The organism is Algoriphagus aquimarinus (assembly GCF_007997215.1).
In the GTDB taxonomy this organism is placed as follows: domain Bacteria; phylum Bacteroidota; class Bacteroidia; order Cytophagales; family Cyclobacteriaceae; genus Algoriphagus; species Algoriphagus aquimarinus_A.
In genome coordinates this window covers 215,602-242,114 of the sequence record NZ_VORW01000001.1, presented here as the reverse complement: position 1 = coordinate 242,114, position 26,513 = coordinate 215,602, and the positions used below count along the sequence as shown (strand labels likewise).

The 26,513-nt window shown below is 38.2% G+C and carries 29 protein-coding genes, 1 tRNA gene and 1 pseudogene; 27 read left to right on the top strand and 4 right to left on the bottom strand.

The features are described from left to right. Positions 1-73: 73 nt before the first annotated feature. The 4 genes from ESV85_RS01125 (at position 74) to scpB (ending at position 4,207) form a co-directional block, all read left to right on the top strand. Positions 74-2,596 (top strand): lamin tail domain-containing protein, encoded by a 2,523-nt coding sequence (locus tag ESV85_RS01125; protein ID WP_191321873.1) that lies wholly within the window; start codon positions 74-76, stop codon positions 2,594-2,596. Positions 2,597-2,665: 69 nt separating this feature from the next. Beyond that, on the top strand, positions 2,666-2,836 hold the full coding sequence (locus ESV85_RS22165; RefSeq protein ID WP_191321872.1) for a hypothetical protein: 171 nt from the start codon (positions 2,666-2,668) through the stop codon (positions 2,834-2,836). 423 nt (positions 2,837-3,259) lie between these two features. Then, a complete protein-coding gene (locus tag ESV85_RS01120; RefSeq protein ID WP_146914393.1) occupies positions 3,260-3,643 on the top strand; it encodes a TraR/DksA family transcriptional regulator in 384 nt (127 codons plus the stop codon). A gap of 3 nt (positions 3,644-3,646) precedes the next feature. Beyond that, positions 3,647-4,207: an SMC-Scp complex subunit ScpB gene (scpB, locus tag ESV85_RS01115; protein WP_146914392.1), complete on the top strand. Its 561-nt coding sequence runs from the start codon at positions 3,647-3,649 to the stop codon at positions 4,205-4,207. Here the strand turns inward: scpB and ESV85_RS01110 are convergent, their stop codons facing one another. From ESV85_RS01110 to era, 4 genes are all read right to left on the bottom strand, one after another. Beyond that, positions 4,208-4,831 (bottom strand): SprT-like domain-containing protein, encoded by a 624-nt coding sequence (locus ESV85_RS01110; protein WP_146914391.1) that lies wholly within the window; start codon positions 4,829-4,831, stop codon positions 4,208-4,210. It abuts the gene before it with no gap. A 64-nt stretch (positions 4,832-4,895) separates the two neighbouring features. Beyond that, positions 4,896-5,087, bottom strand: coding sequence for a hypothetical protein (locus tag ESV85_RS01105; RefSeq protein ID WP_146914390.1), 192 nt, complete (start codon positions 5,085-5,087; stop codon positions 4,896-4,898). Between the two features lie 76 nt (positions 5,088-5,163). Beyond that, positions 5,164-6,477, bottom strand: a complete 1,314-nt coding sequence (der, locus tag ESV85_RS01100) for a ribosome biogenesis GTPase Der (RefSeq protein ID WP_146914389.1) — start codon at positions 6,475-6,477, stop codon at positions 5,164-5,166. A 2-nt stretch (positions 6,478-6,479) separates the two neighbouring features. Beyond that, positions 6,480-7,373 (bottom strand): GTPase Era, encoded by an 894-nt coding sequence (gene era / locus ESV85_RS01095; RefSeq protein WP_146914388.1) that lies wholly within the window; start codon positions 7,371-7,373, stop codon positions 6,480-6,482. 330 nt (positions 7,374-7,703) lie between these two features. Here era and ESV85_RS01090 point away from each other — a divergent pair. From ESV85_RS01090 to ESV85_RS00985, 23 genes and pseudogenes are all read left to right on the top strand, one after another. Further along, positions 7,704-7,776, top strand: a tRNA-Met gene (locus tag ESV85_RS01090). 171 nt (positions 7,777-7,947) lie between these two features. After that, positions 7,948-9,204 (top strand): tyrosine-type recombinase/integrase, encoded by a 1,257-nt coding sequence (locus ESV85_RS01085; protein ID WP_146914387.1) that lies wholly within the window; start codon positions 7,948-7,950, stop codon positions 9,202-9,204. A gap of 2 nt (positions 9,205-9,206) precedes the next feature. Further along, positions 9,207-9,902, top strand: coding sequence for a hypothetical protein (locus tag ESV85_RS01080; protein ID WP_146914386.1), 696 nt, complete (start codon positions 9,207-9,209; stop codon positions 9,900-9,902). Between the two features lie 69 nt (positions 9,903-9,971). Continuing rightward, positions 9,972-10,274, top strand: a complete 303-nt coding sequence (locus tag ESV85_RS01075) for a hypothetical protein (RefSeq protein ID WP_103923791.1) — start codon at positions 9,972-9,974, stop codon at positions 10,272-10,274. 277 nt (positions 10,275-10,551) lie between these two features. Next, positions 10,552-11,574 carry an AAA family ATPase gene (locus ESV85_RS01070; protein ID WP_103923792.1) on the top strand — a complete coding sequence of 341 codons (1,023 nt, stop codon included), beginning with the start codon at positions 10,552-10,554 and terminating at the stop codon, positions 11,572-11,574. 192 nt (positions 11,575-11,766) lie between these two features. After that, positions 11,767-12,783: a toprim domain-containing protein gene (locus ESV85_RS01065; protein ID WP_160111208.1), complete on the top strand. Its 1,017-nt coding sequence runs from the start codon at positions 11,767-11,769 to the stop codon at positions 12,781-12,783. A gap of 250 nt (positions 12,784-13,033) precedes the next feature. After that, positions 13,034-13,180: pseudogene (locus tag ESV85_RS22630) on the top strand (phage integrase N-terminal SAM-like domain-containing protein); the annotation flags it as partial. Next, the gene (locus ESV85_RS01060; RefSeq protein WP_255590697.1) at positions 13,178-13,822 is read left to right on the top strand and encodes a tyrosine-type recombinase/integrase; all 645 of its coding nucleotides are present in this window, start codon (positions 13,178-13,180) and stop codon (positions 13,820-13,822) included. The pseudogene ESV85_RS22630 and the gene ESV85_RS01060, both read left to right, overlap by 3 nt. Positions 13,823-13,907: 85 nt before the next feature. After that, the gene (locus tag ESV85_RS01055) at positions 13,908-15,818 is read left to right on the top strand and encodes an ATP-binding protein (RefSeq protein ID WP_103923795.1); all 1,911 of its coding nucleotides are present in this window, start codon (positions 13,908-13,910) and stop codon (positions 15,816-15,818) included. An 87-nt stretch (positions 15,819-15,905) separates the two neighbouring features. Next, positions 15,906-17,111 carry an SIR2 family protein gene (locus tag ESV85_RS01050; protein ID WP_103923796.1) on the top strand — a complete coding sequence of 402 codons (1,206 nt, stop codon included), beginning with the start codon at positions 15,906-15,908 and terminating at the stop codon, positions 17,109-17,111. Between the two features lie 141 nt (positions 17,112-17,252). Continuing rightward, positions 17,253-18,251, top strand: coding sequence for a DUF2971 domain-containing protein (locus ESV85_RS01045; RefSeq protein WP_103923797.1), 999 nt, complete (start codon positions 17,253-17,255; stop codon positions 18,249-18,251). A gap of 370 nt (positions 18,252-18,621) precedes the next feature. Further along, positions 18,622-18,888 carry an ArsR/SmtB family transcription factor gene (locus ESV85_RS01040; RefSeq protein ID WP_160111209.1) on the top strand — a complete coding sequence of 89 codons (267 nt, stop codon included), beginning with the start codon at positions 18,622-18,624 and terminating at the stop codon, positions 18,886-18,888. Positions 18,889-18,984: 96 nt separating this feature from the next. Next, on the top strand, positions 18,985-19,854 hold the full coding sequence (locus ESV85_RS01035) for an SDR family oxidoreductase (RefSeq protein ID WP_014773254.1): 870 nt from the start codon (positions 18,985-18,987) through the stop codon (positions 19,852-19,854). A gap of 45 nt (positions 19,855-19,899) precedes the next feature. After that, entirely contained in the window at positions 19,900-20,661 is a 762-nt protein-coding gene (locus tag ESV85_RS01030; protein ID WP_144605546.1) for an SDR family NAD(P)-dependent oxidoreductase, read from the top strand. 83 nt (positions 20,662-20,744) lie between these two features. Next, positions 20,745-21,098 (top strand): nuclear transport factor 2 family protein, encoded by a 354-nt coding sequence (locus tag ESV85_RS01025; RefSeq protein WP_014773255.1) that lies wholly within the window; start codon positions 20,745-20,747, stop codon positions 21,096-21,098. Then, positions 21,070-21,555: a hypothetical protein gene (locus ESV85_RS01020; protein WP_014773256.1), complete on the top strand. Its 486-nt coding sequence runs from the start codon at positions 21,070-21,072 to the stop codon at positions 21,553-21,555. Before ESV85_RS01025 ends, ESV85_RS01020 begins: the two co-directional genes overlap by 29 nt. A 111-nt stretch (positions 21,556-21,666) precedes the next feature. Continuing rightward, positions 21,667-22,044 (top strand): DoxX family protein, encoded by a 378-nt coding sequence (locus tag ESV85_RS01015; RefSeq protein ID WP_014773257.1) that lies wholly within the window; start codon positions 21,667-21,669, stop codon positions 22,042-22,044. Beyond that, complete coding sequence (locus ESV85_RS01010; RefSeq protein WP_014773258.1) at positions 22,044-22,709, top strand: NAD(P)-dependent oxidoreductase; 666 nt, start codon at positions 22,044-22,046, stop codon at positions 22,707-22,709. The genes ESV85_RS01015 and ESV85_RS01010 overlap by 1 nt, the downstream gene beginning before the upstream one ends. A gap of 84 nt (positions 22,710-22,793) precedes the next feature. Next, positions 22,794-23,675 (top strand): dioxygenase, encoded by an 882-nt coding sequence (locus tag ESV85_RS01005; protein ID WP_014773259.1) that lies wholly within the window; start codon positions 22,794-22,796, stop codon positions 23,673-23,675. A gap of 13 nt (positions 23,676-23,688) precedes the next feature. Beyond that, the gene (locus tag ESV85_RS01000; RefSeq protein ID WP_014773260.1) at positions 23,689-24,177 is read left to right on the top strand and encodes a luciferase family protein; all 489 of its coding nucleotides are present in this window, start codon (positions 23,689-23,691) and stop codon (positions 24,175-24,177) included. 52 nt (positions 24,178-24,229) lie between these two features. Next, positions 24,230-24,661 (top strand): PaaI family thioesterase, encoded by a 432-nt coding sequence (locus ESV85_RS00995; protein WP_014773261.1) that lies wholly within the window; start codon positions 24,230-24,232, stop codon positions 24,659-24,661. A gap of 151 nt (positions 24,662-24,812) precedes the next feature. Beyond that, the gene (locus ESV85_RS00990; protein ID WP_200820542.1) at positions 24,813-25,406 is read left to right on the top strand and encodes a TetR/AcrR family transcriptional regulator; all 594 of its coding nucleotides are present in this window, start codon (positions 24,813-24,815) and stop codon (positions 25,404-25,406) included. Positions 25,407-25,477: 71 nt separating this feature from the next. After that, the gene (locus tag ESV85_RS00985; protein ID WP_103923946.1) at positions 25,478-26,512 is read left to right on the top strand and encodes an efflux RND transporter periplasmic adaptor subunit; all 1,035 of its coding nucleotides are present in this window, start codon (positions 25,478-25,480) and stop codon (positions 26,510-26,512) included. Position 26,513: the final 1 nt, after the last annotated feature.

The following is a 26,513-nucleotide window of genomic DNA, read 5'->3' as shown; positions in this document are numbered from 1 at the left end:
AACTCAATAAAAGTGATGGTTTGAGATCATTTTGATAATTATATTTAGTGTAGACTTTTTAATTGACATGCTTGTGGTTGGCTTATTTTTTATTTGGCAATTTATCGTTTTAGCTGTTTTCACAGTGAGTGAGGCTTCGCGAGGCAATGCTAGTAATCAGATTCAGGATTTTGAAAGTGTATTTATCATCGAAAACTATCCTAATGAGTTTTTGCCTAACTGGTATGCAAATGAGATAAGAGGGACTTCATCTCGCATTTATCAGGCTAATGGGCTTGGTAGAAATGGAAGCAAAGCCTTAGCAGTGCAGCCAATTTCTACTTTTGATGGGGAAGTTATCATTCGGCTCTCTCCTCAAGAATTTACTGATCCCAAAGTCCACTTTTGGGCGAAGTCATTGAAAAATGGCACTGGTGATAGAGCCGCTCAAGTTTATTATAGTTGGGGGAAGGAGTTGAAGGGTAATTATTCTGGACGAGAAATCTTGGGTGGAGCAAACGAATTTAGGAATGAGAACCAGGAGTTCAGATTATTTGAGCTGCTCTTGCCAGATGAATTTGCTGAGGATGCTGAAGTTTATCTCCGTTTGGAAATCCGTTACGGTGCTGGTTCTGGTAGCTGCGCAAAATGGTTGATGGATGATTTCGAGTTTGGTGAATTTGTGGTGGATACAATTGCACCAAAAGTCACTAGAATTCGTGGGTATGATGAGCGGGAAATAGAGGTTCAGTTTGATGAAGCAGTTGATCCTGTCTTTTCTGGGTTTCTGATTAACTATAAGTTGGATGGACAAGAACCAGTTTCAGTTAAACTGAAAGCAGACAGTTTGGTGTACTTGACTTTTCAGGAAAAACTGGAATTAGGAAAACATTATAATTTGCAGATAACTCAAATACCGGATTTGGAAGGAAACTTCCTGTTAGACACGCTGATTTCCTTTCAGTTTTTTGATCCTACATTCATACCTCCCAAAACACTTGTGATCAATGAAATCATGCCTGCTCCTAAAGCTGATTTGGATTTGCCAAATGTGGAATATGTGGAGGTCTTTCATGCCGGTGAATATCCTGTCAGACTTAGCGGAATTGCTTTGGCAAATTCCAGATCTTCTGTAAATCTCCAGGATGAATGGGTTTTGCCGGGAGATTTTTTGCTATTAGCACCTGAGAATCAAGCTGTGCTTTTGAAAGGTTTTGGGAAAGTAATTCCTATAAAAAGCTGGCCAACCTTGTTGAACGCTGCTGATCAGTTAAGTCTAAAGAATGATCAAGGAAATCTAATTGATAAGGTATCTTATTCAACAAGTAGCTGGAGAGGAAGTGAGTTTGCGAATGGAGGATTTAGCCTAGAAGTTGCGAACCCATTCTATGCTTGCGAGCAAAGCGATTTGATCAAGCCATCAGTTGATCCGCTTAGAGGCACTCCGGGCAGACATAATTCTATATTCGATTTGTCGCCTGACGTAAGTCTAATAGTTCTGAATTCGGTAGAATTCACTTCTCCGAAAAGTCTTTTGTTGATTTTTTCCAAACCAATTCTAGCAGTCTTTGATAAAACAAATTTTGTGTTTGAGCCAAGTTTGGAAATTGATTCTATCACTCTGCTAGGTTCCAAACAGATTGAACTTCTCTTTTCTGAGGAAGTTGCTGCTAATACAAGTTATAGCCTGCAAATAAATGGCTTAATAGATTGTTCAGGGAATGAATATACCCAAGATGAGCCGTTGAAGCTTGTTTTGCCTGTTCAAGCTAAAATCGGAGATGTGTTGATTAACGAACTTTTATTCAATCCGAAAATTGGTTCATCTAAGTTTGTGGAATTGATCAATGTGACGGATAATTTCCTGGAAGTCAAACACTGGAAGCTAGCTCACCTTGATAACTCTGGTGTAATTGATCAAGTGAAGCAGCTCAGTTTGAATTCGTTGATTCTAGCCCCAAGAGGTTTATTGGCCATCACGACTAATCCAGATATGCTAAAACTAGATTTTCCTAAATCGGCTTTTGGGGAGTTTGCCAGTATGGCCACGCTCCCCAGCTACCCGATAGCTGGAGGTACGGTAGTTTTATTGGATTCTGCAGGTGCTATTGCTGATTCATTCACTTATTCGGAAGATCTTCACCATCCGTTATTGAGAGACCCAAAGGGTGTTTCACTTGAACGGCTTTCTACGGCTTCACCGGCTTCTTTGTCTGCTAATTGGCATTCTGCTTCGGCTATTGAAGAATACGCGACGCCAGGAAGAAAGAATTCTCAAGTGATTTCCGGCGAATTTGAAGGGAATTTGATTCAAATTGATCCCGCCATTTTTGATCCAGAAGGAAGTAATGGAAATACATTTACAACTATCCGATATGAACTTGATCAATCTGGCTGGATGGGAAGCTTTAGGCTTTATTCTACTTCGGGTATGTTGGTTCAGGTGTTAGCACAAAACGAATTACTAGGCACCTCTGGATTGTTTACCTGGACAGGAACGGATAGTCAGGGAAATATCGTAAGACCAGGGTATTATGTTTTATTAATTGAGTTATATGATTTGTCTGGGCAGATAAAGACAATTCGAAAAACAGTAGTAATTGCGACAAAGCTTTAATTTTTTCTGCTCATTTTCGGGTTTCAAAAGCAGAAAATAGTATCTTAAGAAGCTTAACACCCCAAAATCATGGAAAAAGACCTTATCACCCAAGCCCTGCAGACAATTCATCTGCAGAATGGCAAAGACCTTCAAGAGGTTACTCAGTATTTAAATATGAAGTATCGAATAGATATAGATCCTTTGGTTCTCCAATCGAGATTAAAGAAAATGATACTTGAAGAAAAAGCCGTCGCATGACGGTTTTTTTATTCTAGAATTTTTGGAGTCAGATTCAATTGGAGGAAAAATTATTACTAGCGATATATATTTTTTATTACTGGATTAATCCTTCGCTAAAGATGTTAAAGTTCTAATCATTTGATATGGTTCTTTTTCGCTTTGATAAGGTGATACGACGATAATACTGTAGTGATTTGATTATCAGATTTTTAAATGAAGTATAAGTGTTTTCTTAACCAAGTATTGTTTATTAAACAGAATCATTCCTGAACTTGTTGGTGTCTGAATTCAATGGGGAAACCCTGAATTTTAAAAAGATAGGGCATGATTTTAGGTTAAAAGTCGACGTTGAAATTCTTGGAAATCCAACGCGTACCTGTATTTTAGGAAACTAATTCTAAAAAGAACCGTCCCAAAACTATTACCTAATTTTAGCTGGCTATGAGCAAGGAAGAAAAGACCGCATATTCACAGGATGAATTGAAAGAATTCGAAGTAATAATTCGGAAGAAACTTGATAGCGCTAAGGAAGAGTTACTCTCCTTGAAAGAATCATTGAGTAAAAAGAATGATAGTGGTACAGACTTCACTGCTTCTACTTCAAAATTGCTTGAAGACGGAGCCGATACTTTGGAGCGTGAGAGCCAAAACCAATTGGCTGCAAGACAGCAGAAGTTTATCTACAACTTGGAGAATGCAATAATCAGGATAAAAAATGGCACCTATGGAGTGTGTGTAGACACTGGAAAGCTTATCTCTAAAGAGCGTTTGATGGCTGTCCCTCATACCATGCATTCGATCGAAGCAAAACTCTCAAAAAAGTAAACTTTGGATTTTCTCCACAGGCATATTGAAGCATTGATTTTTTGTGCTCCTTCACCATTACCGAAGGCGGAGATAGTTAAGTGTTTGAGTGAAATGTTTGAAGCTGACATTCCTGATGAGCATGTGATTCAAGCAATTGATGAAATAAGCCAAAAATATCAATCTGAAGAGTTTTCTTTTCAGCTCGAGCACGTGGGGGGAGGGTATCAATTTTTGACGAAACCCGCTTATCAAATTTCCATAGGGATTCTTTTGCGTCAGCAATCGCAGAAAAGATTGTCTACGGCTCAGTTGGAGACCTTGTCGATTATTGCTTACAAGCAACCGGTTACCAAAGGAGACATTGAGCAAATCAGAGGTGTAAATAGTGATTACTCTGTGCAGAAATTGCTTGAAAAGGAGCTCGTTGACATCAAAGGAAAATCAGAAGGACTTGGTAGGCCGATTTTGTATGGGACATCCCATAAGTTTATGGAGTACTTCGGGATAAATTCTCTTAAAGATCTTCCTCAGCCTAAAGATTTCTCTCAACCTGAAAACCAGATTGGAGAAGAGCGTGAATAGTTAAGCGATCAGTTTTACTTTAGCTAGTTGGGCGATCAAGTACTTTTTGCCAGATTTGACTTCGTGACATAAGACTCTTGTTCTTCGTGTTTCTCCCTTTTCAAATTCTCTACCAGAGAGTAAAAATCTATTTCCAGGTTTCAGGTCAGATAAGAAAATAATGTCTTGGTTGAGGCTTTTTTCATCGTATTTGCTCATTTCTTTCATGAGAAAAAGATCCGCCGCTGAACTTGCTTTTGGGCTTTTCATATGCTTGCGCAAAGGGATAAGCAAGTCAATAGGGAAAAATGCGGTTGAGAGAATTGGGGCCATTAATTGTTGGAAAGTTGATTTCCATTGATTTCCGTGGGGAGGAATGTCGATCCCGAACTTGACAAAGGCATGAAGATGCGCTACTTCATGAATATAGGTTAATAGGAATTGGTAGGGATTGAGATCCGCGTTGATCGTAATAGTTTGGATTTGTCGATCCCTGCGGTATCTGAAGTCTCCAAGCTTTGATTTTCGGGTCGCTGTGGTTTTAAATGAAAAAGGTTCTTTTTCCCAAAGTGCTACCGCATAATCGACAGCAGCGGTGGGAAGTTTTTGTTCTAATATTTGCGTCAGGTGTTCTGAGCTACTCATAAAGAAAAGTACAAAAAAAAGAGTCCCGCATGTGCGGGACTCAATACATTTAGAAAAGGAAGAATTATTGAGCAGGCTCAACAACCTCAGCAGTCTCAACTACTACAGTAGTATCAGCTTCGATGATGATTACTTCCTCTACAACTGGCTCTTCAACTACCTCGATAGTTTCAGTCTCTTCTTTTACTTCTTTGTTACCGCAAGATGCTACAGCGAACATGCTAGCGATTGCGAAAATTGCAAATACTTTTTTCATTTTTTGTGGTTTTCTTAATTACAACGCAAATGTATTACAGTTTTGATCAATAAAACAATAGCCGTTCAAATATATTTTATTTGTTTTTGTAAATAATTTTTACCGGAACCCCCTCGAAATCAAAGTTTTCACGAAGACGATTCTCCAGATATCTCGTGTAGGGCGATTTGATGTATTGAGGCAGGTTACAGAAAAATGCAAACACTGGGTTTCTGGTAGGAAGTTGGGTAGTATATTTTATCTTAATGTACTTTCCTTTCCATGCTGGCGGAGGATATCTTTCGATTTCAGCAAGCATGACATCGTTTAGTTTTGAAGTAGCGATACGTCGAGTTTTGTTTTCGTAAACCTTCACGGCCAACTCAATTGCTTGGAAGATTCTTTGCTTTTCAAGCACAGATGTGAAGATGATTGGTATCCATTTATTTTCGCCCAATTTTTCTATCATATCATCTTTGATTTTTCCCATGGTTTTATGATCCTTTTCGATCAAATCCCATTTGTTCACCATGATCATTACACCTTTGTTATTCTTGATAGCTAAGGAAATCAAGTTCATATCCTGCGATTCAAGACCTCTGGTGGCATCTACCATGACCATGACAACGTCAGACTCCTCCAATGTTCTCAGTGACCTCATGACGGAGTAGAATTCCACATCCTCAGTCACCTTGGATTTTTTTCTGATCCCAGCAGTATCGGTAATGATGAAATCTTGTCCAAAAAGCTGGTAACGCGTGTGAATAGAGTCTCTCGTAGTACCTGCTTCATCAGTTACAATAGAGCGATCTTTACCAATTAAGGCATTCAAGAAAGAAGATTTCCCTACGTTTGGTCTACCAAGAATTGAGATTTTAGGAGTGTCTGCGTCTGGATCTTCTATTCCTTCATCTTCGAAATGTTTGATCATTTCGTCCAAAAGCTCCCCGGTGCCACTGCCACTAGCAGAAGCGATTGGATAAACTTCAAAGTCACTTACACCTAAAGCGTAAAATTCATGGGCAGCAAAGCTTTTCTCCATGTTGTCAGCCTTATTAGCGACTACATAGATGGGCTTTTTGCTGCTTCTCAGTTCTTTGGCGAATTCGCTATCCAAATCTGTGAGTCCAGTGTGACAATCCACAATGAAAAGTATCACGTCTGCTTCCTCGATGGCAAGTTTCACTTGCTTGCGAATCTCTGCCTCGTACATGTCGTCTGAGCCAGTTACATATCCACCAGTGTCAATTACTGAGTAGAATTTCCCTGCCCACTGCGCATGTCCGTAGTGACGGTCACGGGTTACTCCACTCATATTGTCTTCAATCGCCTTTCTTTCTTCTACCAGTCGGTTGAAAAGAGTGGATTTGCCCACGTTAGGGCGTCCTACTATCGCTACTATATTTGCCATGATTAGGTTGGGTCGTACCCAAATTTTTTCAGTTTCAATTTATTTTTTCTCCAGTCTTGCTCCACCTTCACGAAGGTTTCGAGGAAGACTTTTTTGCCAAAGAACTTTTCAAGTTCTTCACGGGCTTGTATTCCCACTTTTTTCAATGCCGCACCTTTGTCGCCTATGATGATGCCTTTTTGGCTATCTCTTTCTACGTAGATGATAGCCCGAACACTGATTATATTTTTCTTCACTTTGAAATCTTCGATAGAGACTTCAGAGCTGTATGGGATCTCTTTCTTATAATTCTCAAAGATTTTCTCACGAATAATCTCAGAGGCAAAGAACCGTTCTGATCGATCAGAAAGTTCCGCTTTGTCATAGAACGCAGGATGCTCAGGAAGTCTATCCAGAATTTCCTGCATAATCTTCTCGGTGTTGAACTTCTCGCCTGCGGAAATAGGAATGACTAGCTCAGACTTAATTCTAGAAGTCCAATAAGTAGTTATTTCTTCCAATTGCCCTGGTTTGGCAAGGTCGATCTTGTTGATAACCAATAATACAGGGACACCAGACGCATTGATTTTCTCGATCACATGCTCGATATCTGCATCTGTCTCATATAGATCTGTGACGAAAAGAATGATGTCAGCATCTTCCAAAGAGATGTTCACGAAGCTCATCATGTTCTTCTGAAGTTCGTACTGAGGCTTGAGCATTCCCGGAGTATCGGAAAAAACGATTTGATAATTATCGGCATTTGTCAAACCAATAATCCTATGCCTCGTCGTTTGAGCTTTAGAGGTAATGATTGAAAGTCGCTCACCTACAAGGATATTCATCAATGTAGACTTGCCCACATTTGGTTTTCCTATGATGTTGACAAAGCCTGCTTGATGTTTTGGTGTATCCATTGTAGAAATTTTTTACAAAGGTACTTGATTTTTAGACACTCCTGACGTTTAAAGTGATTTGGCGAAATAAAATTTGGCTTTGCTAAGTGCTAAAGTCCCATGATCAGATAATGTGGTATAACCAATTGGTACACAAATAGCTGTCTTTGTTTTAAATGGGGTTCTTCATGAGTAGAGATTACTTAACTGACAAATTTTCGCATGAACATTAAAATATTTTTTTGTGTACAGGTTTGCATTACAAAAATAAACACCTACTTTTGTATCACAATTAGCCGCAAGGGCAAATTTAGATAAGAAAAAAGAAGCTTTAAGCTTTAAAAGATATATCGCGGGATGGAGCAGTTGGTAGCTCGTCGGGCTCATAACCCGAAGGTCACAGGTTCGAGTCCTGTTCCCGCTACTTTTAGACTCCGAACAATGTAAAAATTGTTCGGAGTTTTTTGTTTTTCAGGCATTTAGAACTATCTCGAATCTATTTGATTCTGATAAATTCTAATGATTTTGTCCCCCTTTTTGTCCCCCAATTTGTCCCCCTTCTTGTCCGCCTAGAATTTTTTCGGTATTTTGAACCATGATAGATTTCAAAATTTCCGCGGTTTTGAATCCGAAAAGTAAAAAGTCGCCCGACGGCGAAGCGATCTATTTGTGCATTAATCGAAAAGGAAGGCACTACCTTAATCTCAACCTTGAAAAGATTCCAAAAAATGCTTGGTCAGGAAAACCATTAAAATGGGTCAATAGTCAATATCTGTATGCTGATTTTCACAATCGGGTAATTGCAAGGGAAATTCATCATCTCAAAGAAATCATCCAGGATTTTTATAAGCGGAGTGAGGTTCTGACCGCTGATAAACTGAAGAACATATATCTGGTAAAACACCAAGGCAAAAGAATAAAAGGTGTTAATGGAACAATTGCTCCTGGGGCTAGTGATAAAATTTCATCCTATATCGATTACTCTCTCAAATTTGGAGCAACCAAAAAGAAAGCTGAAGGAACGAGAAAGGTATATGTGACCTTAAAGAATTTGGTTGATAGCTACAAAAGCCAGGCTGTGATGGCTGATTTAGATGAAGCCTATGTTTTGGGATTCATAGATTTCTTGCGGAGCAATGCAACGGAGATTAATTCCGATACCACGGTTGCCAAATATGTGGATCGTTTGAAGGTGATCTATCGAGAGTATTGTGACCAGTATGGGATTCTTTTTAAGAAGCGAATATTTGAAAGACTGGATGTCGAGTCAACCAAAAGGCCTGATAAAATCATATACGTTAATGATAAGCAGTATGAACTGCTGTCTGAAATGAAATTTTCTCTTGAAGAGAGAAGACTTGAAATCACCAGGGATCTTTTTCTTTTGCTTTGCAATACGGCCCTGTATTATAATGATTTGATCGCAATTCGTTCAGAAAATGGATTTGATTGGAACTTGCTGAAAGAAAATCCTGAACACATGGTGCTTCAGGGGGAAAGAAAGAAGAATGGAGAGGAGTTTTGGATTCCGCTTAATGACGCAGCAAAAAGGATCGTCAAAAAGTACTTTCGAGAAGGGGGGGAATATTTGTTTCCTGCAGGCGTGGCTATTTCAGAGCAAAAGTTTAATCAGAACCTGAAAGTCCTTGCAGAGAAGATTAAATTCCCTGATGTGCTATCCAATAAGGTAGGAAGAAAGACTTTCGGAACATGGACAGATCGACTGGGGATGGATGATAATGATATTAGAATGATATTTGGGCATTCGCCCGGCTCGGTTCTTAAGAAATATTATACCGAAAGAAGAACCGTGGAAACCTATAAGAGAATCCTTTCCTTCATTCAGCGATAAGTATGCAAAAGAAAACTAAACTGGCAATCAAACATTACCACGGGAAGGAACTTGAGAAGATTGGAAAATCATCTGCTAGCTTTCCTTTATATGTCATGGTAAGGTACAAGAATGCGAAAACCAAATTTGCATCAAGGTTGGGAATACGATTTGTGAATGAAAATGGTGGTGAGTCCTCTATCCTTGGCAAATTCAATAGAGATGTGATCAGTCTAATTGAAGACGAAGTAAAGCACATTGAACTGCTTAGAGACTATTTTGAGGATGTCTTGGCGGTTGAGTTTACGCCATCTATGGTGGTAAATGAGGTCTTCGAGAATACTGCCTTAGAGAAAGTCATTGATTATTTTGATCAAGTTTTTGAGGAAAAGGAATTGATAGAGATTCTTGCAGAAATTGATCAAGACTTGATTGATTTGTTAAATGCTGCCGGTCCTACCCGGTTTTTGTCAGGTTTAAAGCATCTTGATCTAGCACTTTTTCAGCGATTCATGGAAATTGAAGAAGTCAGACGGGTATTCGATTTTTTCAGGATTTATAAATCATTTAATTGGCCGGAGGTAAATAGGCTTCAATTTAGGATGGCGGTAATTGATGAGAATCAGAATATTGCAGGTTTAAAAAAATGGATGGATGATCGCTTTGATTCCGAAATGCTTCATTATTATCGACTCAATCCAATTGATTTGAATCATTGAAAAAAAAGGACACCAGTGACCGATTTTATTATTTTTCTCTATATTTGAGTAAATCAAACTCAAATCATTATGAATCAAGACACTTTTATTCCGTTTTCGGCTGTTAGCCAAAAATGGCTGGAAGAGAAATTCAAGAATCTGGAAGAGAAAATCTCAAGCATTAATCCGGCTAGTAAATCCGTAAAAGATGAATGGTTGTCGCTTCAGGAATTCATGGAGGCAACTGGCGTTAAATCTCATTACTCGATTTCAAAAATGGAATCCGTTTCCGAGTCCAAAGGGCAGGAGTTTCGCTCCATGTACCGAGGTAAAAGGCGATTTATTCACCAGAGAGAGGTGGATAGGTTTTTTCAGGGGGAGTTTGAGAACTAAAAAAGGAAAGGATGACCATCCTTTCCTTTTGTTGAAAATGCGCAATAGCAGTTCCTTGGTTTGCTTTTAACCTCTTCACAATTAAAAACATGATTCCAAGTTGAACATTCTTTTGATCAAAATCAACCTAGGTAAGGCGGTTTATTGAACTTTTACCACTCTGACTCTCCTCCCAGTTAGATCCTGATAACCATCCGGATCATTTCCAAAAGTTTACAAATCATTCAAAGTAGTATTTACCCCAAAATGCTAATCGAAACCTTATTGCCTAAAAAATATGACTTCAATAAATCATTATACAAAATCGAACGATTCCCGTTCCGGTGAATTCCTAATCATCAAATCCGCCAATGAATGGATGGATGAAGCCAAGTCCAAGCCTATTCCCAAAAAGATCTTTGGCCCGTTTTGGTATGAGGAAGAGCTATGCATTCTCTTCGCTGATACCAATCAAGGTAAGTCGTTGCTTGCCGTACAAATTATCGACAGTGTGTCCAAAGGAGTTCCAACCCTGGGATTGGAGATGGAACTGAAAGCATCTAAAGTCATCTACTTTGACCTGGAATTGACAGCCAAGCAATTTGAAATGAGATATGCTCAATACGATAAGGAAAGAGATATCCTTTTTGATCATTTCGAATTCAGTGACCTTTTCCTGAGAGCAGAAATCAATCCATATGGATTTGATGAGGCTTTTGAAGAGTATGAAAGCTTTCTTTTTAAAGAGATAGAGGTTCAAGCCTCCAAGTCCGGCGCTAAAATCCTCGTAATAGATAATCTGTCTTGTGTGATTTCAGATAATGAGAAGGCAAGGAATACCACTCCATTTTTAATAAGGCTCAACAATCTGAAAAAGATTCATGGGTGGTCGATTTTGCTCATTGCCCATACTCCAAAGAGGAACCTGTTTGCACCGATCAATAGAAACGATATCCAAGGCAGCAAGAGCTTTATTAATCTGATTGATTCTTGTTTCGCTGTAGGAGAAAGTCAAAAAGACCCTTCCATTAAATACTTGAAACAAATAAAAGTCAGGTATGGTGCTTTTAAATATCCCTCCGAAAATGTCCTAGTCTGTAAAATCGGCAAAGACTCAAATTTCAGTTCGTTTAGGTTTATCCAGTTTGGAAAAGAGTCCGATCATTTAAAGCAGTTGAATCCAGTCGATAAATCTCAAATGAAGACCAAGGCCTTGGATCTCAAAAATGAGGGCCATACCAATGTGAAGATAGCTCAGGAACTCGGAGTGTCAGAAGGAGCTGTGAGGAAATGGCTCAAGCAACTTGAGTTAGACGAGTAAGCTCAATCGTAAAAATCGAACTGTACGAGGGGTACGAGGTGTGCGAATCGTACGATTTCCACTTACCACTACCCCTCTTTTTCTTTTTGCAGGTAATCCGACAATTCACGACAAAAGGAAAGATAAGACTCCTTTAAATCAATAAGATGTATTATTTATGTATAGATGTATTTATATAAAAATGTAAATATTATGAACTACTCTGAAGTAAAACAAGCGGCTGCCAGAATCAAACAGGAATTCCCTGTGCTGGATTATTTCCATAGCCTGGTCAGATCAGGATTTCTGAAATTCGAAGGCATCCACGGGAAAGAATATTTTTTTGGTTTCCTGGAACAGCGGACTGGCTCGATTGCCGTAGATGACAAAGCGAATGTGTGGTATGATCATGCCGCAGGAAAGGGCGGAGACGTTATCGCAGCAGTCCAGGAATTTGAAAACAAAACCTTCTTCGAATCAGTGGAAAGCCTCTCTGGATCAGTTCCGGTAAGAAAATTTGTTCCTAGACAAAAACCTGAGATTGCCCAGAAAATAGTGGTGGAAAAGGTGGCTGAGATCAGCCATGATGCACTTATCCAATACATTCGAGGCAGGGGTATTGATCTTCAGGATATTGCTCCTTTCGGTAAAGAGGTGCATTGGCGGAATAAGGGAAAGCGATATTTCGCAGTGGGTTTTCCAAATGAATCGGGTGGATGGGTACTTCGATCCTCTATTTTTAAGGGGAACATTCTTGGAGGAGGTACTTCAATTCGAATCCTTGGGACTGTTAAAGGCATCAAAGTTTTTGAAGGCTGGTTTGACTTTCTGAGTTATCTGAAGCTTTCTAGAGCTACAGATTTCAAAGCCATTATTCTGAATAGTACTGCCAATCTCAGTTTTCGCTTAATTCTGGATGTTTTGGAAGAGTGTGAAGTAGTTGATCTCTATTTGGATAATGATGTTACGGGAGAGAAGTGTACAATTAATTTTATTAGAGTAGCCCAGCTATTCCGTTATTGCCTTCAAAAAGGATCACCTACCGATTGGGATTTGGAGGCATTGAGGGGGAGTAGGGACAAAATTGGAATTCTCCTTTCCAATATGAAAATCATTCCTTCAGAAGCGATGGAAATCTGGAAGATCCAAACGAATGTTTCTGATCAAAGATGTCACTTTTCTGGTTTTGAGGATGTTAATGCATTTTTGGTGGGTGGGGTTCACAAGTGACAATATTCGGTCTGGGGGTTAAAGTGGAATACTTTGGAGTCTCGTCAATACAAAAGCTAATTGGGATCAACTTCAAATGTTATATAAAGGTAAATCTGAAGTCAGGCCATCTGAAAGAAAAGTTGCAGTACCAGTTAGAATCATGAATACGCAATCCGTCCAGGCACTGGCAGATTTGGAGCAGAAATTAATTCTTAAAGCCTATAGCCCATCTACAGTAAAGAACTATTGATCATCATTAACTCAATTTTTATCTTTTTTTGAAAGTCGAAATATTAAGGATGTGACAAAGGAAGAAATAGAAGCCTTTGTCTATCATCAGATCACCAAATATAAAATTTCAGAAAGTGCGCAAAATACGTTGATAAACGCGATTAAGGCGTATTATGAACACGTGCTGGGTAGAGAACGGACTATTTATGATATCCAACGACCTAAGAAAAGCCTAACGCTGCCCAATGTACTCAGTCAGGAAGAGATCAAAGCAATCCTTTGCAGTGTGGAGAATATAAAGCACCGAGCTGTATTGATGCTTATTTACAGTGCTGGATTAAGAATAAGTGAAGCTATCAACCTTTCGTCGGAATATCTAAACCTAAGAAAACGAGATATTCATTCTGATGATGGTTACATTTTCATCAAGGGAGGAAAAGGAAAAAAAGATAGGAAAACTGTGCTTTCACCAATTCTGCTAGTAATGCTTAGAGAGTATTACAAAGCTTATAAGCCCAGTTATTGGCTATTTGAAGGGCAGGAAGGAGGTCAGTATTCAGCGACAAGCATTCAAGCCGTTTTTCGAAGAGCAATAAAGAATAGCAATTCAAACCCTTGGGCGACTGTACACACTTTGCGTCACAGTTTTGCAACTCATCTACTTCAAAAGGGGACAAATTTGCGTTATGTGCAAGCTCTCCTTGGTCATGAAAGTAGTAAGACCACTGAAATATATACGCATGTGCTATCGATATCAAATAAAAATATTCAAAGTCCACTTGATGGGATCGACGAAATCCTTAATTTGGTCACAGCAGATCCCTAAAGACCTGTGGACAATGGTGATATATAGGCAATAGGGAAGTGGTGATGCTGTAACCAAAAAGTATTATAGCTAATAATGAAAACTCATGGAAGGAAAACAAACAGCATTATTTGACGAGAGATTCCTCGAATCATTTACTGGTACTGGAATAGTGAGTGAACCAAAGATTGCTATAATAGAGCTAATTGCAAATTCTTGGGATGCAGGTGCCTCTAAAGTGGAAATCAAATGGCCTAACGAATCAGACAATTCTTTCTTCATCAGAGATAATGGACATGGGATGTCTGAATCCGAATTTGATAAACGTTTTAGAAAATTGGCATATAATAGGCAAAGAGATCAGGGTATTTATGCTGAAATACCTAGAGAAAACTCATTTATTTCAAAACGACTTGCTTTTGGAAAAAACGGCAAAGGACGATTTGCAGGGTTTTGTTTTGGTCCGTCTTTCTTTGTTAAAACATGGAAAAAGAATAATGAAGTTACTGTAAAAGTATTTAAAGGGAATGAAGGCGAAATATTCTTCCAGAAAATAGATAGTAAAGAAGGAGTAACTGGACATGGAACAATGGTTTATGCAGATAATGCCAAAATTCCCATAATCTCGGCTAATTTAATCAAAAGAGAGATTGGTATGAGATTCCTTACTGACCCAAATTTCGAAGTTGCAATTGATGGAGAAAAAATAACCTTTCTAGATATACCAGAGAAAAATATTAAGGAGTTTATTCTAACCGTGGAAGGTTTTGGAGAAGTTAAACTAATTGCAATCGATACTTTATCAACTGACAAAACTACCCATCAACATGGCATTGCATGGCATGTGAATGGGAGGTTAGTTGGTGAGTGTTCGTGGAAAGGAACTGGTATGGATCATCTTATTGACGGAAGACGTATAGAAGCCAAAAGATTTATCTTTATCGTTTTGGCAGATATTTTAAATTCCGAAAAAAACATACATCCGGATTGGTCTGGATTTAAATCAAATAGTGACGAATTTCAATCAGTAAATGAGGTTGTACTCAACAAGGTTAAAGATTTTGTTTTGGATATTTCTAAAGAAAAACGTAAAGAAACTTTTTATGACATCAAATCACAAAATAATCAAACTCTTAAAAGGATTGGGCTAATTGGTCAAACAAAATGGAATTCGTTTATAACTCAAGTGCAGGAGGAATGCCCATCAATTAATGAAACAGAACTTGCAAAGCTTGGGACAATCCTAGCCAATTTGGAGGAATCACAATCTCAATTCAGCCTTATACACGCTCTATATGAACTTGATCCAAATCAACTGGATAATCTCAATGAGATTCTAGAAGAATGGAATGTGGATCTTGCAAAAATAGTTTTGGATGAACTTCAATTTAGGCTAAAATTATTGGAGCAGTTAAAAATCAAAGTACTTTCAAAGGATACTGATGAGGTTCAGGAGTTGCAACCTTTATTCAAAAAGGGCCTATGGATTTTTGGACCCGAATACGAAACTATCGAATACACCTCAAATCAAGGAATGACATCAGTAATACAAAATTTATACGGAGGAATAGAGAAAGGCTCAAGAAAAAGACCAGATTTCGCAATTTTAAGTGACAGTACAGTAGGTCTCTACTCATATCCTAAATATGATGATGAAGGCGGTGAAATTGGCGTAGATAGACTTACGATAGTGGAATTAAAAAAGCCAGGTGTTCCCCTTAGTTCAGAGCAAAAAAGTCAAGCATGGGGATATGTGAAGGAGTTAACAAAAAAAGGATATGTCACTCCTGAAAATAAAATAACATGTTTCGTTCTCGGTTCGGAAATTGATCCACTTGAAGCTCAGGAAACGCATCAAGGGGGAACTAAAATAATTCCTTTACTTTACGATACTGTAGTAAAACGGGCTAACAGCCGATTACTAAATCTTTATGACAAAGTAAAAAATTCACCATTTCTCGAAAATGTAAGACTGGAAGAAGAGCTTAACGGTCAAATGAACTTATTAGAAAATTAATAGGCCATAACAATTTGTAGAAATTAGAGCCTTTCATTGCTACAGCACAACCAAAACTACGATTCTTACATTGACGTTATTTTTTAAATGAAAAGAGCAATAATACTTGGAGCAGGGGCTTCTAAAAGCTATAACAAATCTAAAACAGGTGTGAAAATGCCTGTTGCATTAGACTTTTTTGAAACCTTTAGAAAACTTGAAATTTCAGAAAATCCTTGGGTATTAATTGGACATTTAATTAACTATATATCTGATAGAGATAAAGTTGATGCACTCCAATTTTTGAATTTTTCTGAAGATATCGAATTACTGCATTCTGAAATTCAAAAAAAATTGTACAAGGCTTTACATCGTGGAAATATTTTTAGACACCCAGATGGTATTCAACAATTAAAGGCTTATAATGAATTGATATTTCTTTTTGTAAGTGTAATAAATGAAATTCAGAATGGTGATGAATCTTTAACTCATAAAAATTTAGCTAAACAACTTTCTACGAGAGACTCAATCATAACTTTTAATTGGGATACTTTGATGGACAGAGCTTTAATGAAAGAAACTGATTGGAATAGTGGAAATGGATATTTTGTACAGCCTTCTGCCGTTTTCAGGGATGATTGGATTTATAATGATGATCAATCTATTGAACGAAATTTCCCGAAGTTGTTAAAACTTCACGGTTCTAGTAATTGGATTACAAGTCATATTATACCTAGCAAAGAAGGCAAATTTGAATTAAGCCAGGAAACTAATGTAGAAGACTTCTATGTCTTCGAACGAGCAACTAAACCATATGCAACCTATGCTGGTAGATACATGTCTGGATATGAAGAGTTCTCATATGGCTATTATCCACCAAATCTTCCCTTGATAGGTAAACCTGCTCCTGAAGGTTATACAATAGTAAAAAGCAGAATTAAAAACCCTTTGATGCCTGAAGGAAAATCGAATGATAAAGGTTTGTATTCTATGCCATTAATAATTCCCCCGGTAAAAAATAAAGAATACGATTTATTTGGAACATTATTTACTCGAGTTTGGGCTGAAGCACAAAGAGAAATTGAAAACGCAGAGGAAATCTATATAATAGGATATTCATTTCCTGTAACTGATATTAGAACTGATCAATTGTTTAAATCGGCATTTCTCAAACGGAAAACATTTCCAAAGATTATTATCCATAATCCCAACCCGGATTTGATCTTTGAAAGATTCACATTTGATTATGGCATACCCTCATCTTACATCATCGTCAAAAAGGAATACTTTGATGAAACCTTTAAATTTGAATAAAAACTGTTCATTTAATAAAAAATAAATAATAAAAAACTTGTAACACCACCTATGCCGCTCCACTTAGGGATAATACTCATAGCCAAAAGTTGTGCTGCATACAAGGATAGCTGACTGAAAAATTATTACCACTGCAGGAAATTGAAGATTCTCTATAAATATCGCCCACTTTCAGAATTTCTTTTTAAGGAACTTTACTATCAAGAGTTGTACTTCGCTTCCTACTTCGAATTGAATGACCCGCTTGATTTGTCGGCTCGGATTGAATTTAGTTGTGAGAAATCCGAGCAAGTAGAATATCTGATTTATTTTCTTTTTAAGTCAACCCTATCGCTCAATGATGCCTTAACTGACAAAAAAAGGAAGAACGACAAAAACCTACTTGCATTCAATGACAACAGAACAAAGGTTGCAGAATTTCAGCAAACGGTTTTTGAATATATAAACCAGCTAAAAGATGAAAAAGAAAGAGTTTGGGATATTGATATTAAAAGCATTATTGATTCCGCATCAAAGAAACACAATCTAGAATTCCAATTTGATTCAGAGAATTTCAAAAGCGTACTTAAACGTATATCGTCAAAATTTCTTGAAAATAGTTATGCTACTTGCTTTTCAGAAAGCAATGATGATTTTTTAATGTGGTCGCACTATTCCAGCAAGCATTCAGGAATCTGTTTAGAGTTTGCGTTAGAAAATTCAGGTCTTTTCCCTTACATCGGGAAAGCTCGAAGGAAATTAGATTGCAAAAAATACAAAGAAAGACTATCCAAATGGGATTTAGAAACCCACGTGTATTGGGACAGAATTAAAAAAGTTAATTATGAGAGCGAACAGCCGTTTATAAATTTTTTCGAGTTTTCACAAGTTTTTGAAAATGAACACGATTGTGATTTGATAGGTCTTTCAAAACCTTGGACACATCATTTTGCTCATCAATTAGAATGGGTTTTCTCTACCAAAACTGCACCGTGGAAATATGAAAAGGAATGGAGAGCGATTCATATAAACTTTGGAAATCCCCAAGAACCAGAAGAAAGAATCCGACATTATCCACTTGAAAGTCTGAAAGCTATCTATTTTGGTATGCGAACTCCAGAAAACGTAAAGAAGAGAATCTTTCACATTTTTGATAAGTAAGCAAAAGAACTACAATACTTTGAATGTAAACCGACAAACGGGAAAGACCTAGAATTTATTGAATGGGAATATTATGAATAATATGCCAACGCATGGAGAGAAAAAGAAACGGCCCGACCCTTCGCATTTTTAAGAAGAGTTGTCATCCGAATTGCCCCAAGCATTTGGCACATGCCATAGCCGCGCCAGACTATAAATAGTAGGCAGTGTGAATTCGAGATAGGTCAGTAATATCATCCATACCCTAAGTATATTATACTTATAAAGTTCAGCCTGGCCAGCAATAAAGCACCTTATTTTATTCGCTATTAGTTTTGGTCAACAGTAAAATTCTTTACAAAACATTATCTTTACAAAAAACAAAATGACAATGGATTTGCTCAAAATATCAAAAGCACTGGCTGATGCCACGCGGTTCAAAATTCTAAAGATACTCATGGCAAAAGGAGAAATCAGTTGCAGTGAATTGGAAGGCCACTTTACGCTTTCTCAACCTACCATTTCACACCACTCTAAAATACTGTTTGATTGCGGACTTATCCATGCAAAAAAGGATGGACAACATTCGCTTTTATCGGTAAATAAGAAGTTGTTAGAAAAATACCTCACATCCCTTAAAGAAGAATTGGTCAAGTAATTTTTTTTATTCAATATATAGATATATTTCAATATATCTTTTAATTTTGATTAAGTTTGTGAAAACATCTACCAACTAATTTAAAAACAAAAAATTATGATATTAATTACAGGAGCCAACGGGCATTTAGGGGCGGCCACTATCGAATCTTTATTGAAAAAAAATCCTAAAACCCCAATTAGGGCATTGGTAAGAACCGAAGAAAAAGGAGCTCCATTCAAAAAAAAAGGAGTGGATATTGCCATAGGAGATTACTTTAATTATGATTCATTGCTTGCGGCTATGCGGGGGGTAGATGTCCTTTTACTGGTTTCATCAAGTTCCATAACCGGACGTTATGAGCAGCATTCTAATGCCATAAAAGCGGCAAAAGAGAGTGGCATAAAGCATATCGTTTACACCAGTGTGCTGAAATCTTCCCCTGATTCCAAATTCAGTGGAGGTATGGATCACGTAAAAACAGAAGCAGAGATTAAAGCATCAGGAATTCCTTATACCATTATGGGAAATACCTATTATGCTGATTTTCTACCGATGTTGTTAGGAGATTTTACCAATACAGGAGCTATTTATTACAGTGCTGGTGATGCAAGGGTAAATTTTGCGTCACGAAATGATATGGCAGAGGCCAATGCAGTTGTACTTTCCAACCCTTCTGCCCATCAGAATAAAGTGTATAATATCACCGCATTAAAAGCATATACCTTTACAGAGATAGCTGTTATGCTTTCGGATATTGTAAATGCCCCTGTAAACTATGTAGATATTCCACTGGAAGATTTGAAAAAGGGCATGCTGCAACATGGTTTGCCGGAAAATGTTACGGGTATGATGGCAAGTATTGCCGAGACCATGAAAGCCGGGGAGTTTGATTATGCCGATGATACATTAAAGAAATTAATTGGTCATCCTCCTCTTGATTTAAAGGATTTTCTAAAAAGTGTATATGGCACAAAATCCTTGTAGGATAAATAAAACCTTAAATAGTAGAAATTCATAAATGAAACCAATATGGGAAAATTAGAAAACAAAGTTGCAATCATTACAGGTGGTGCCGGCAGTATCGGCCTGATTACCGCCAAACTTTTTTTACAAAACGGTGCGAAAATAATGCTTGTTGACGTAAATGAGGATTCGTTGAAAAATGCTGCAACAGAATTACAATCACCAAATGTTGATTATTGCGTAGCAGATGTTACCCAAAGTTCTGATGTTGAAAAATATGCACAGAAAACAGTAGATAAATTTGGCAAAATAGATGTGTTCTTCAATAATGCAGGGATCGAAGGGGTGGTAAAGCCAATTACAGAATACCCGGAGGAAAATTTTGATAAAGTTATTGCTGTCAATGTGAAAGGGGTTTGGTTGGGCATGAAGCATGTGTTACCAAGAATGAATGACGGAGGAAGTGTTATCATTACATCTTCCGTAGCAGGGCTTATTGGCATCTCAGGAATGACCGCCTATAATGCAAGTAAACACGCCACCATTGGTATTATGCGAGCCACAGCACAGGAGGCTGCCCCACGAAAAATCAGGGTAAATACAGTTAATCCGGGGACCGTTGATAACCGGATGATGCGTTCTCTGGAAGAAGGAATGGCTCCAGGACATGCAGAGGCAATAAAAGCGGAATTTATAAAAGGTATTCCCTTGGGAAGGTATGTTCAGCCCGAAGAAGTAGCCAATGTAGTTTTGTATTTAGCTTCTGACGATAGCCAATTTATAACTGCAACCATTAATGTGGTAGATGGAGGAATGGCGGCATATTAGATTCTCTGTTTATTCAACATCGGCACTTACATAGTTATCTGCTCTAAAACCGAATTTATTTATACACGAAAAAATATCAAACCATGAACATCAAAGAAAAAATCGAAGACCTAATCAAGCTAATGCTGTCGGGCAAACAAATGGATGCTTTTGAAAAGTATTATCATGAAGATGTAGTAATGCAGGAAAACTCCAAACCCCCAATGGTTGGCAAATCAGCCAACAGGGAAAGGGAAATTCAAGGGATGCAGATGATTGAAACGTTTCACGGAGCAGAAGTAAAAGCAGTTGCCGTGGGCGACAATGTGACTATGGTAGAATGGGAATTTGATGTCACCTACAAAGGCGCGCCCCGCATGAAAATGTGCCAGGTGGCCGTGCAAAAATGGAAGGACGGCCAAATTATTCATGAACGTTTTTATTATTCAACTAACTAAAATCAAAACAAGAGCAATTTCACTCGATCAAGCCATTGCCTTTATGTCATCGTTTAATGAAAATAATGGAAGCAACCCTTCCAATGAAAAATATATTCCCGGAACCTGCAATATGGGGAGAGAGGAAATCAAAAGGCGAAAAGCAAGTGGATGGACAGGGTTGGTACTAACGGTAATTACCATTTCTCTCTTATTATGGTTCAGTGCACCTCACTGGATGCGACTTGTAGTTTTCATTCCGGCAGTAATGGGAGCAACAGGATTCATACAGGCGTACAATAAGTTCTGCGTGTATTTCGGATTTGGGCACATGTTCAATTTAGGAGAGGTGGGGAAAACAGATACCATCGATCAAAAAGAATTCAGGGTGAAAGACAGAGCAAGAGCCTGGCAATTGCTTGCCTATGCTTTTGGTACAGGATTGATTATTACTGTAATCGTTTATCTCCTGCCCTGATTTTGATCGGATATAAACCAGGTAAGTGAACTACTTGGCAGTTCTTGCTTGAGCATCATGCTTAAGTATAGAATTTATGGAAATGAAATTCATTTAGTAAACAAAACCATCATGGAAAAGCAAACAAAGAGTAAAACAAGAAAAATTGCCGCATGGGTGATAATTGGACTAGTGGGTGCGTTGGTTATTATGAGCGCCACCATGAAACTGACACACGCTGAAGAATTGGTAACTAATTTCACTAAATGGGGATTGATTGATAACCTCACGTTTATAGGAATTGGCGAATTGATTTTCATCATTTTATTTATTATTCCCAGAACATCCTCCCTTGGGTTTCTTTTGTTAACCGCCCACTTTGGTGGAGCCATTGCCACTCATCTACAACATGAGGAATCGTTTATAATGCCTGCCATTATTTTGACTGTGATCTGGATTGGTAATTACCTGCGCAATCCCGAAATGCTGGCAAGTTTTACGAAAAAATAATGGACATAAAAGCAATAGCCGTATTAGGCGCCAATGGCCGAACTGGAATTGAAATTGTAAAACAAGCCCTGGAAAAAGGTTGGGTTGTAAAAGCATTGGTTCGCGACAAACAAAAAATCAAACTTGCAAATCCCAATCTACAAGTCATTGAAGGAAATCCTATGCGTATAGATGATGTGAGGAAAGTTATCAAGGAAACACATGCCATCTTTGTTGCGCTCAACATTGGAAGGAAATCTGACCTGCCTTGGGCAAAAGTGACTTCGCCACTTGATTTATTGTATACAAGTATGAAAAATATAATTTTCGCAATGAATGAAAACGGTGTAAAGCGGGTGATAACTGTTTCAGCCTGGGGAACAGGCGATAGCTACAAAGAAACAAATTGGATATTTAAATTTCTTATCAAAAAGACCAACGTTGGTGTAGCCTACGCAGGTCATGAAGATCAGGAAAGAGTACTTCGTACAAGCGGACTGAAATGGACATCTGTTCGACCGGTTGGCCTTAGCAGCAGTGAAAAGCAGAAGCAAGTTCGGGTAAGCATTAAAGGCGATAAAAAACTAAACATGACCATCAGCCGAAAAGATGTTGCCCGCTTTATGCTGGACATTGTTGATGATGAAAAGTATTACCAGCAAGAACTTTCTATTTCATCAGAATGACTTTATCCGGTAGCGGAGTAACGTGCGTCCGATTTAAATTCCCTTTTGAATTGTAAAATGAACCGATCAGACTTTATAAAAATAATGGGAGCAGCAACAATAGGTTTTGGGACTTCAAATGTAAAGAGCTGGGCCAATTCGATAACCGGCTTACCCGAACAGGAAGTAACCCTTCCGGTTCTTTTTACTTCGCACGGAAACCCAATGGACATACACCTTCCTCATAAAGCGAATCCTTTTTTAACTTATCTTTTTGATTTAGGTGTTGACTTACGAAAAAAATATCCAAAAGAAATTAAAGCCATATTGGTAGTATCAGCACACTGGTGTACCAAAGGCACATACGTAAATGTTTCTCCGTGGCCGGAAACGATTTACGATTTTTACGGTTTCCCTCCCGAATATTACACTATAAAATACATGGCTCCAGGTGCTCCGGAATTTGCCAAAAATGTAGCAGAAGCCATCCCTGCAATTAGAACTACAACCGAATGGGGTTTCGATCATGGCAATTGGCCCATGCTTCGTCATCTTTTCCCAGATGCCAATGTACCGGTTTTTCAGATGAGCATTGATTATTATCAATCTCCTCAATACCACTATGAGTTAGCAGTTCAACTGAAGAAATTAAGAACGAAGGGTGTTTTGATTATCGGCAGCGGTTCCGTTGTTCATAATCTTCAATTGGCAAGTTCCAGACTTTTCAAAGGCGATAAAACCTTGTATGGATGGGATAAGGAATTTGATGAATGGATAAAACAGAGAGTGGTGGACCGCGACATAAAAAGTTTGATGAATTATGAAAAAACAAAATTTGGAAAAATGGCTGCCCCGACTCCCGATCATTATGTGCCGCTAATTTATTCTATGGCTATGCTGAATACCAACGATACTATAGAGCACACCTATGAAAGTCTTTTGCCTGCATTTAGCGACCGTAGTTTCATCATTGAATCAACCCATTAAACAATAGTATAACATGACCTTACATTATGATTTTGAGCTTCCAAAAAGAACAGGAGCCAAACCAACTACCACACCGAGCAATCCTCACATGCAATTGGATCAACAACCAAAAGACAGAAAGCTGGTGGATGAACTCATTGGTTGGGCATTCTCGCTTCCTGATATTTCAAAGGAGTATAGCAAAATCTCTGTACCCGGAGCACAGGCCATGTGTATGTCAGAAGAAAAAATGTGCACACATTGTAATGCTTTTATGGTTGAAACGGAATTTGCGCATTTTCATCCTGCTCCGGATGGCAGTATGCACTTAGGCCTCCCGCAGCGTGATGTAAAAAAAGTAATTGAACTGGGTTGGGGCGAATTGCATCCTGTAGTGCATAAAGGATGGTTGCCGCCAAACTTCATAATGGTTTACGCGCCCAGAAACGAAGAGGAGGCCGATGAGATTAAAAAAATTATTTTTCGCTCCTACCAATTTGCAATAGGTGAAATAAGCGATTAATGAGGCGAAGTTTGGGTCAGTAAAAATAAATTCTACTAAAAAAAAATTAACCATGCACGAAAATGATTTTCAAATATTGAAGCACGCCATCGAAAACATGATGCCTGCTAACAAAATACTCGGTTTAAAAATAGTTGAGATTACAGCAGGCTCGGTTCATATTCATGTTCCATTCAAAGAAGAGTTTATTGGTGATTTTATACAAGGCCGCTGGCATGGAGGTATTCTGGCCGCCATTGCCGATACTGCCGGAGGAGTGGCCGGGGCAACGGCTTTACATTCACCCAATGACAGGCTGAACACCATTGATATGCGCATTGATTATTTACATGCAGCCGTTAAGGCGGATGTACAAGCAAAAGCACGAATAATTAAACAAGGGAAGACAATCATTAAGGTTGATGTAGAATTGTTTCAGCCCGATAATAAAGAACCGGTCGCCCTCGCAAGATGTGTGTATAGCGCATTAAGGAGTGAATCTTAACATGAGCCGCTCAAATTTATGCAAAAATCAGCTTGTTTGAGCTAAACTCCCCAACCGAAAGAATTCTTAAAAGAGTGGGTTTAAAAAAAATGTATATCTTTGCACTCGACCAAAAAACTAATTTGGTCGATAAATAGTTTGGGAAGAAACAATGGAAACAACAATGGACATTAAAGACGATGTAAGTGAGGTCATCCTAAATTCCGCTAAAACCATCTTTGCCAGATATGGTTTTAAGAAAACCACAATGGATGAAATAGCTCATGCTTCAAGAAAAGGCAAAAGTTCCATCTATCATTACTTCAAAAGCAAAGAAGATATTTTCAAGGCAATCGTTGAAAAGGAATCGGATGTGTTAAGTGCTGCCATAGCAAAAGCAATCAATGCAGAAACTACCTCTGAAAAAAAAATACGGGCTTATGTTTTAACAAGAATGAAAGTTATTAACAAATTAACCAATCTATACAGTGCTTTAAAAGATGAATATCTGGAGCATTACAGTTTCATTGAAAATGTCAGAGTGAAGTATGACACCGAAGAGGTTAACACCATCAAAGGAATATTGAAGACGGGTGTTGAAGAAGGTGATTTTAAAATAGAAGACATCAACCTCACCGCCTTTGCCCTGGTCACAGCACTGAAGGGTTTAGAATATCCTTTATTCATTAAAAACAATTATGCAAAAACAGAAAATCGGTTTGAAGGATTGCTGAACGTGCTTTTTTATGGAATCATAGCGAGGTAATTTTTTTTTAACCCATTATCGACCAAAAAACTAAAATAGTCTAATTGTAATTAATAGAACTAACAATGAATATGAAAGTCAATAAACTGCACATCGCTCTTTGGTTTTCCGTTATCCTGGCCGGATGCTCGTCAGGAGAGAATACATCATCGGAAAGTGCGAAGCACATTTCCCTTAATGTTAAAACAGAAGAAGTAATTCAATTTAAAGGAAGCCATACAGTTGGGTATTCCGGGGTTGTGGTGCCAAAGAAAAATACACCACTCAGTTTCTCGGTGCCGGGAACCGTTTCGAAAATAGCAGTAGAAGAAGGACAGCAGGTAAACAAAGGCCAGTTGCTGGCACAACTAAATCCATCGACTATGGAGAACACCTACCAGATGGCATTTCAAAAATTACAACAGGCACAGGATGCGTATAACCGGTTAATGCCGATGCATGAAAATGGTACCCTGTCTGAAATAAAATGGGTGGAGGTAGAAACAGGATTAAGTCAGGCAAAATCGGCTACAGCCATTGCAAAAAAAGGACTTGACGATACAAAACTATATGCTTTTACAGCGGGTGTGATAGGTAAAAAATCGATTCAGGAGGGAGAGAATGTATTTCCAAATATTACAGTTTTTGAATTATTCGACATCAGTAAAGTATATGTAAAAATTCCCGTACCAGAAGATGAGATCAGTTCGTTCAAAAAGGGAGATCAGGCCATCATTACTGTTGGAGCTATCTCTAAAACAATCACCGGTATTGTAAGAGAAATTGGTGTTTCGGCTGATATATTTTCACACTCCTATCCGGTAAGACTTGAAGTTGACAATTCTGATTTAGCCATTAAGCCGGGTATGGTTTGTACAGTCAACTTTGCAACCCAAAACAAGGCGACCGGTGTTCTTATCTCTAACAAAGCAATGCAGCAGGATTTACAAGGGACGCAGTTTGTATATGTGATAGAAAATAACACGGCTCAAAAGCGAGCGGTGAAAACCATTGCTTTAATCGACCAAAAAATTCTGGTCAGCGGAAATTTGAAAGAAGGTGATAAAATCATTGTGGCAGGGCAAGACAAACTTCGCCAGGGCTCACAGGTAAACATTATAAAATAGC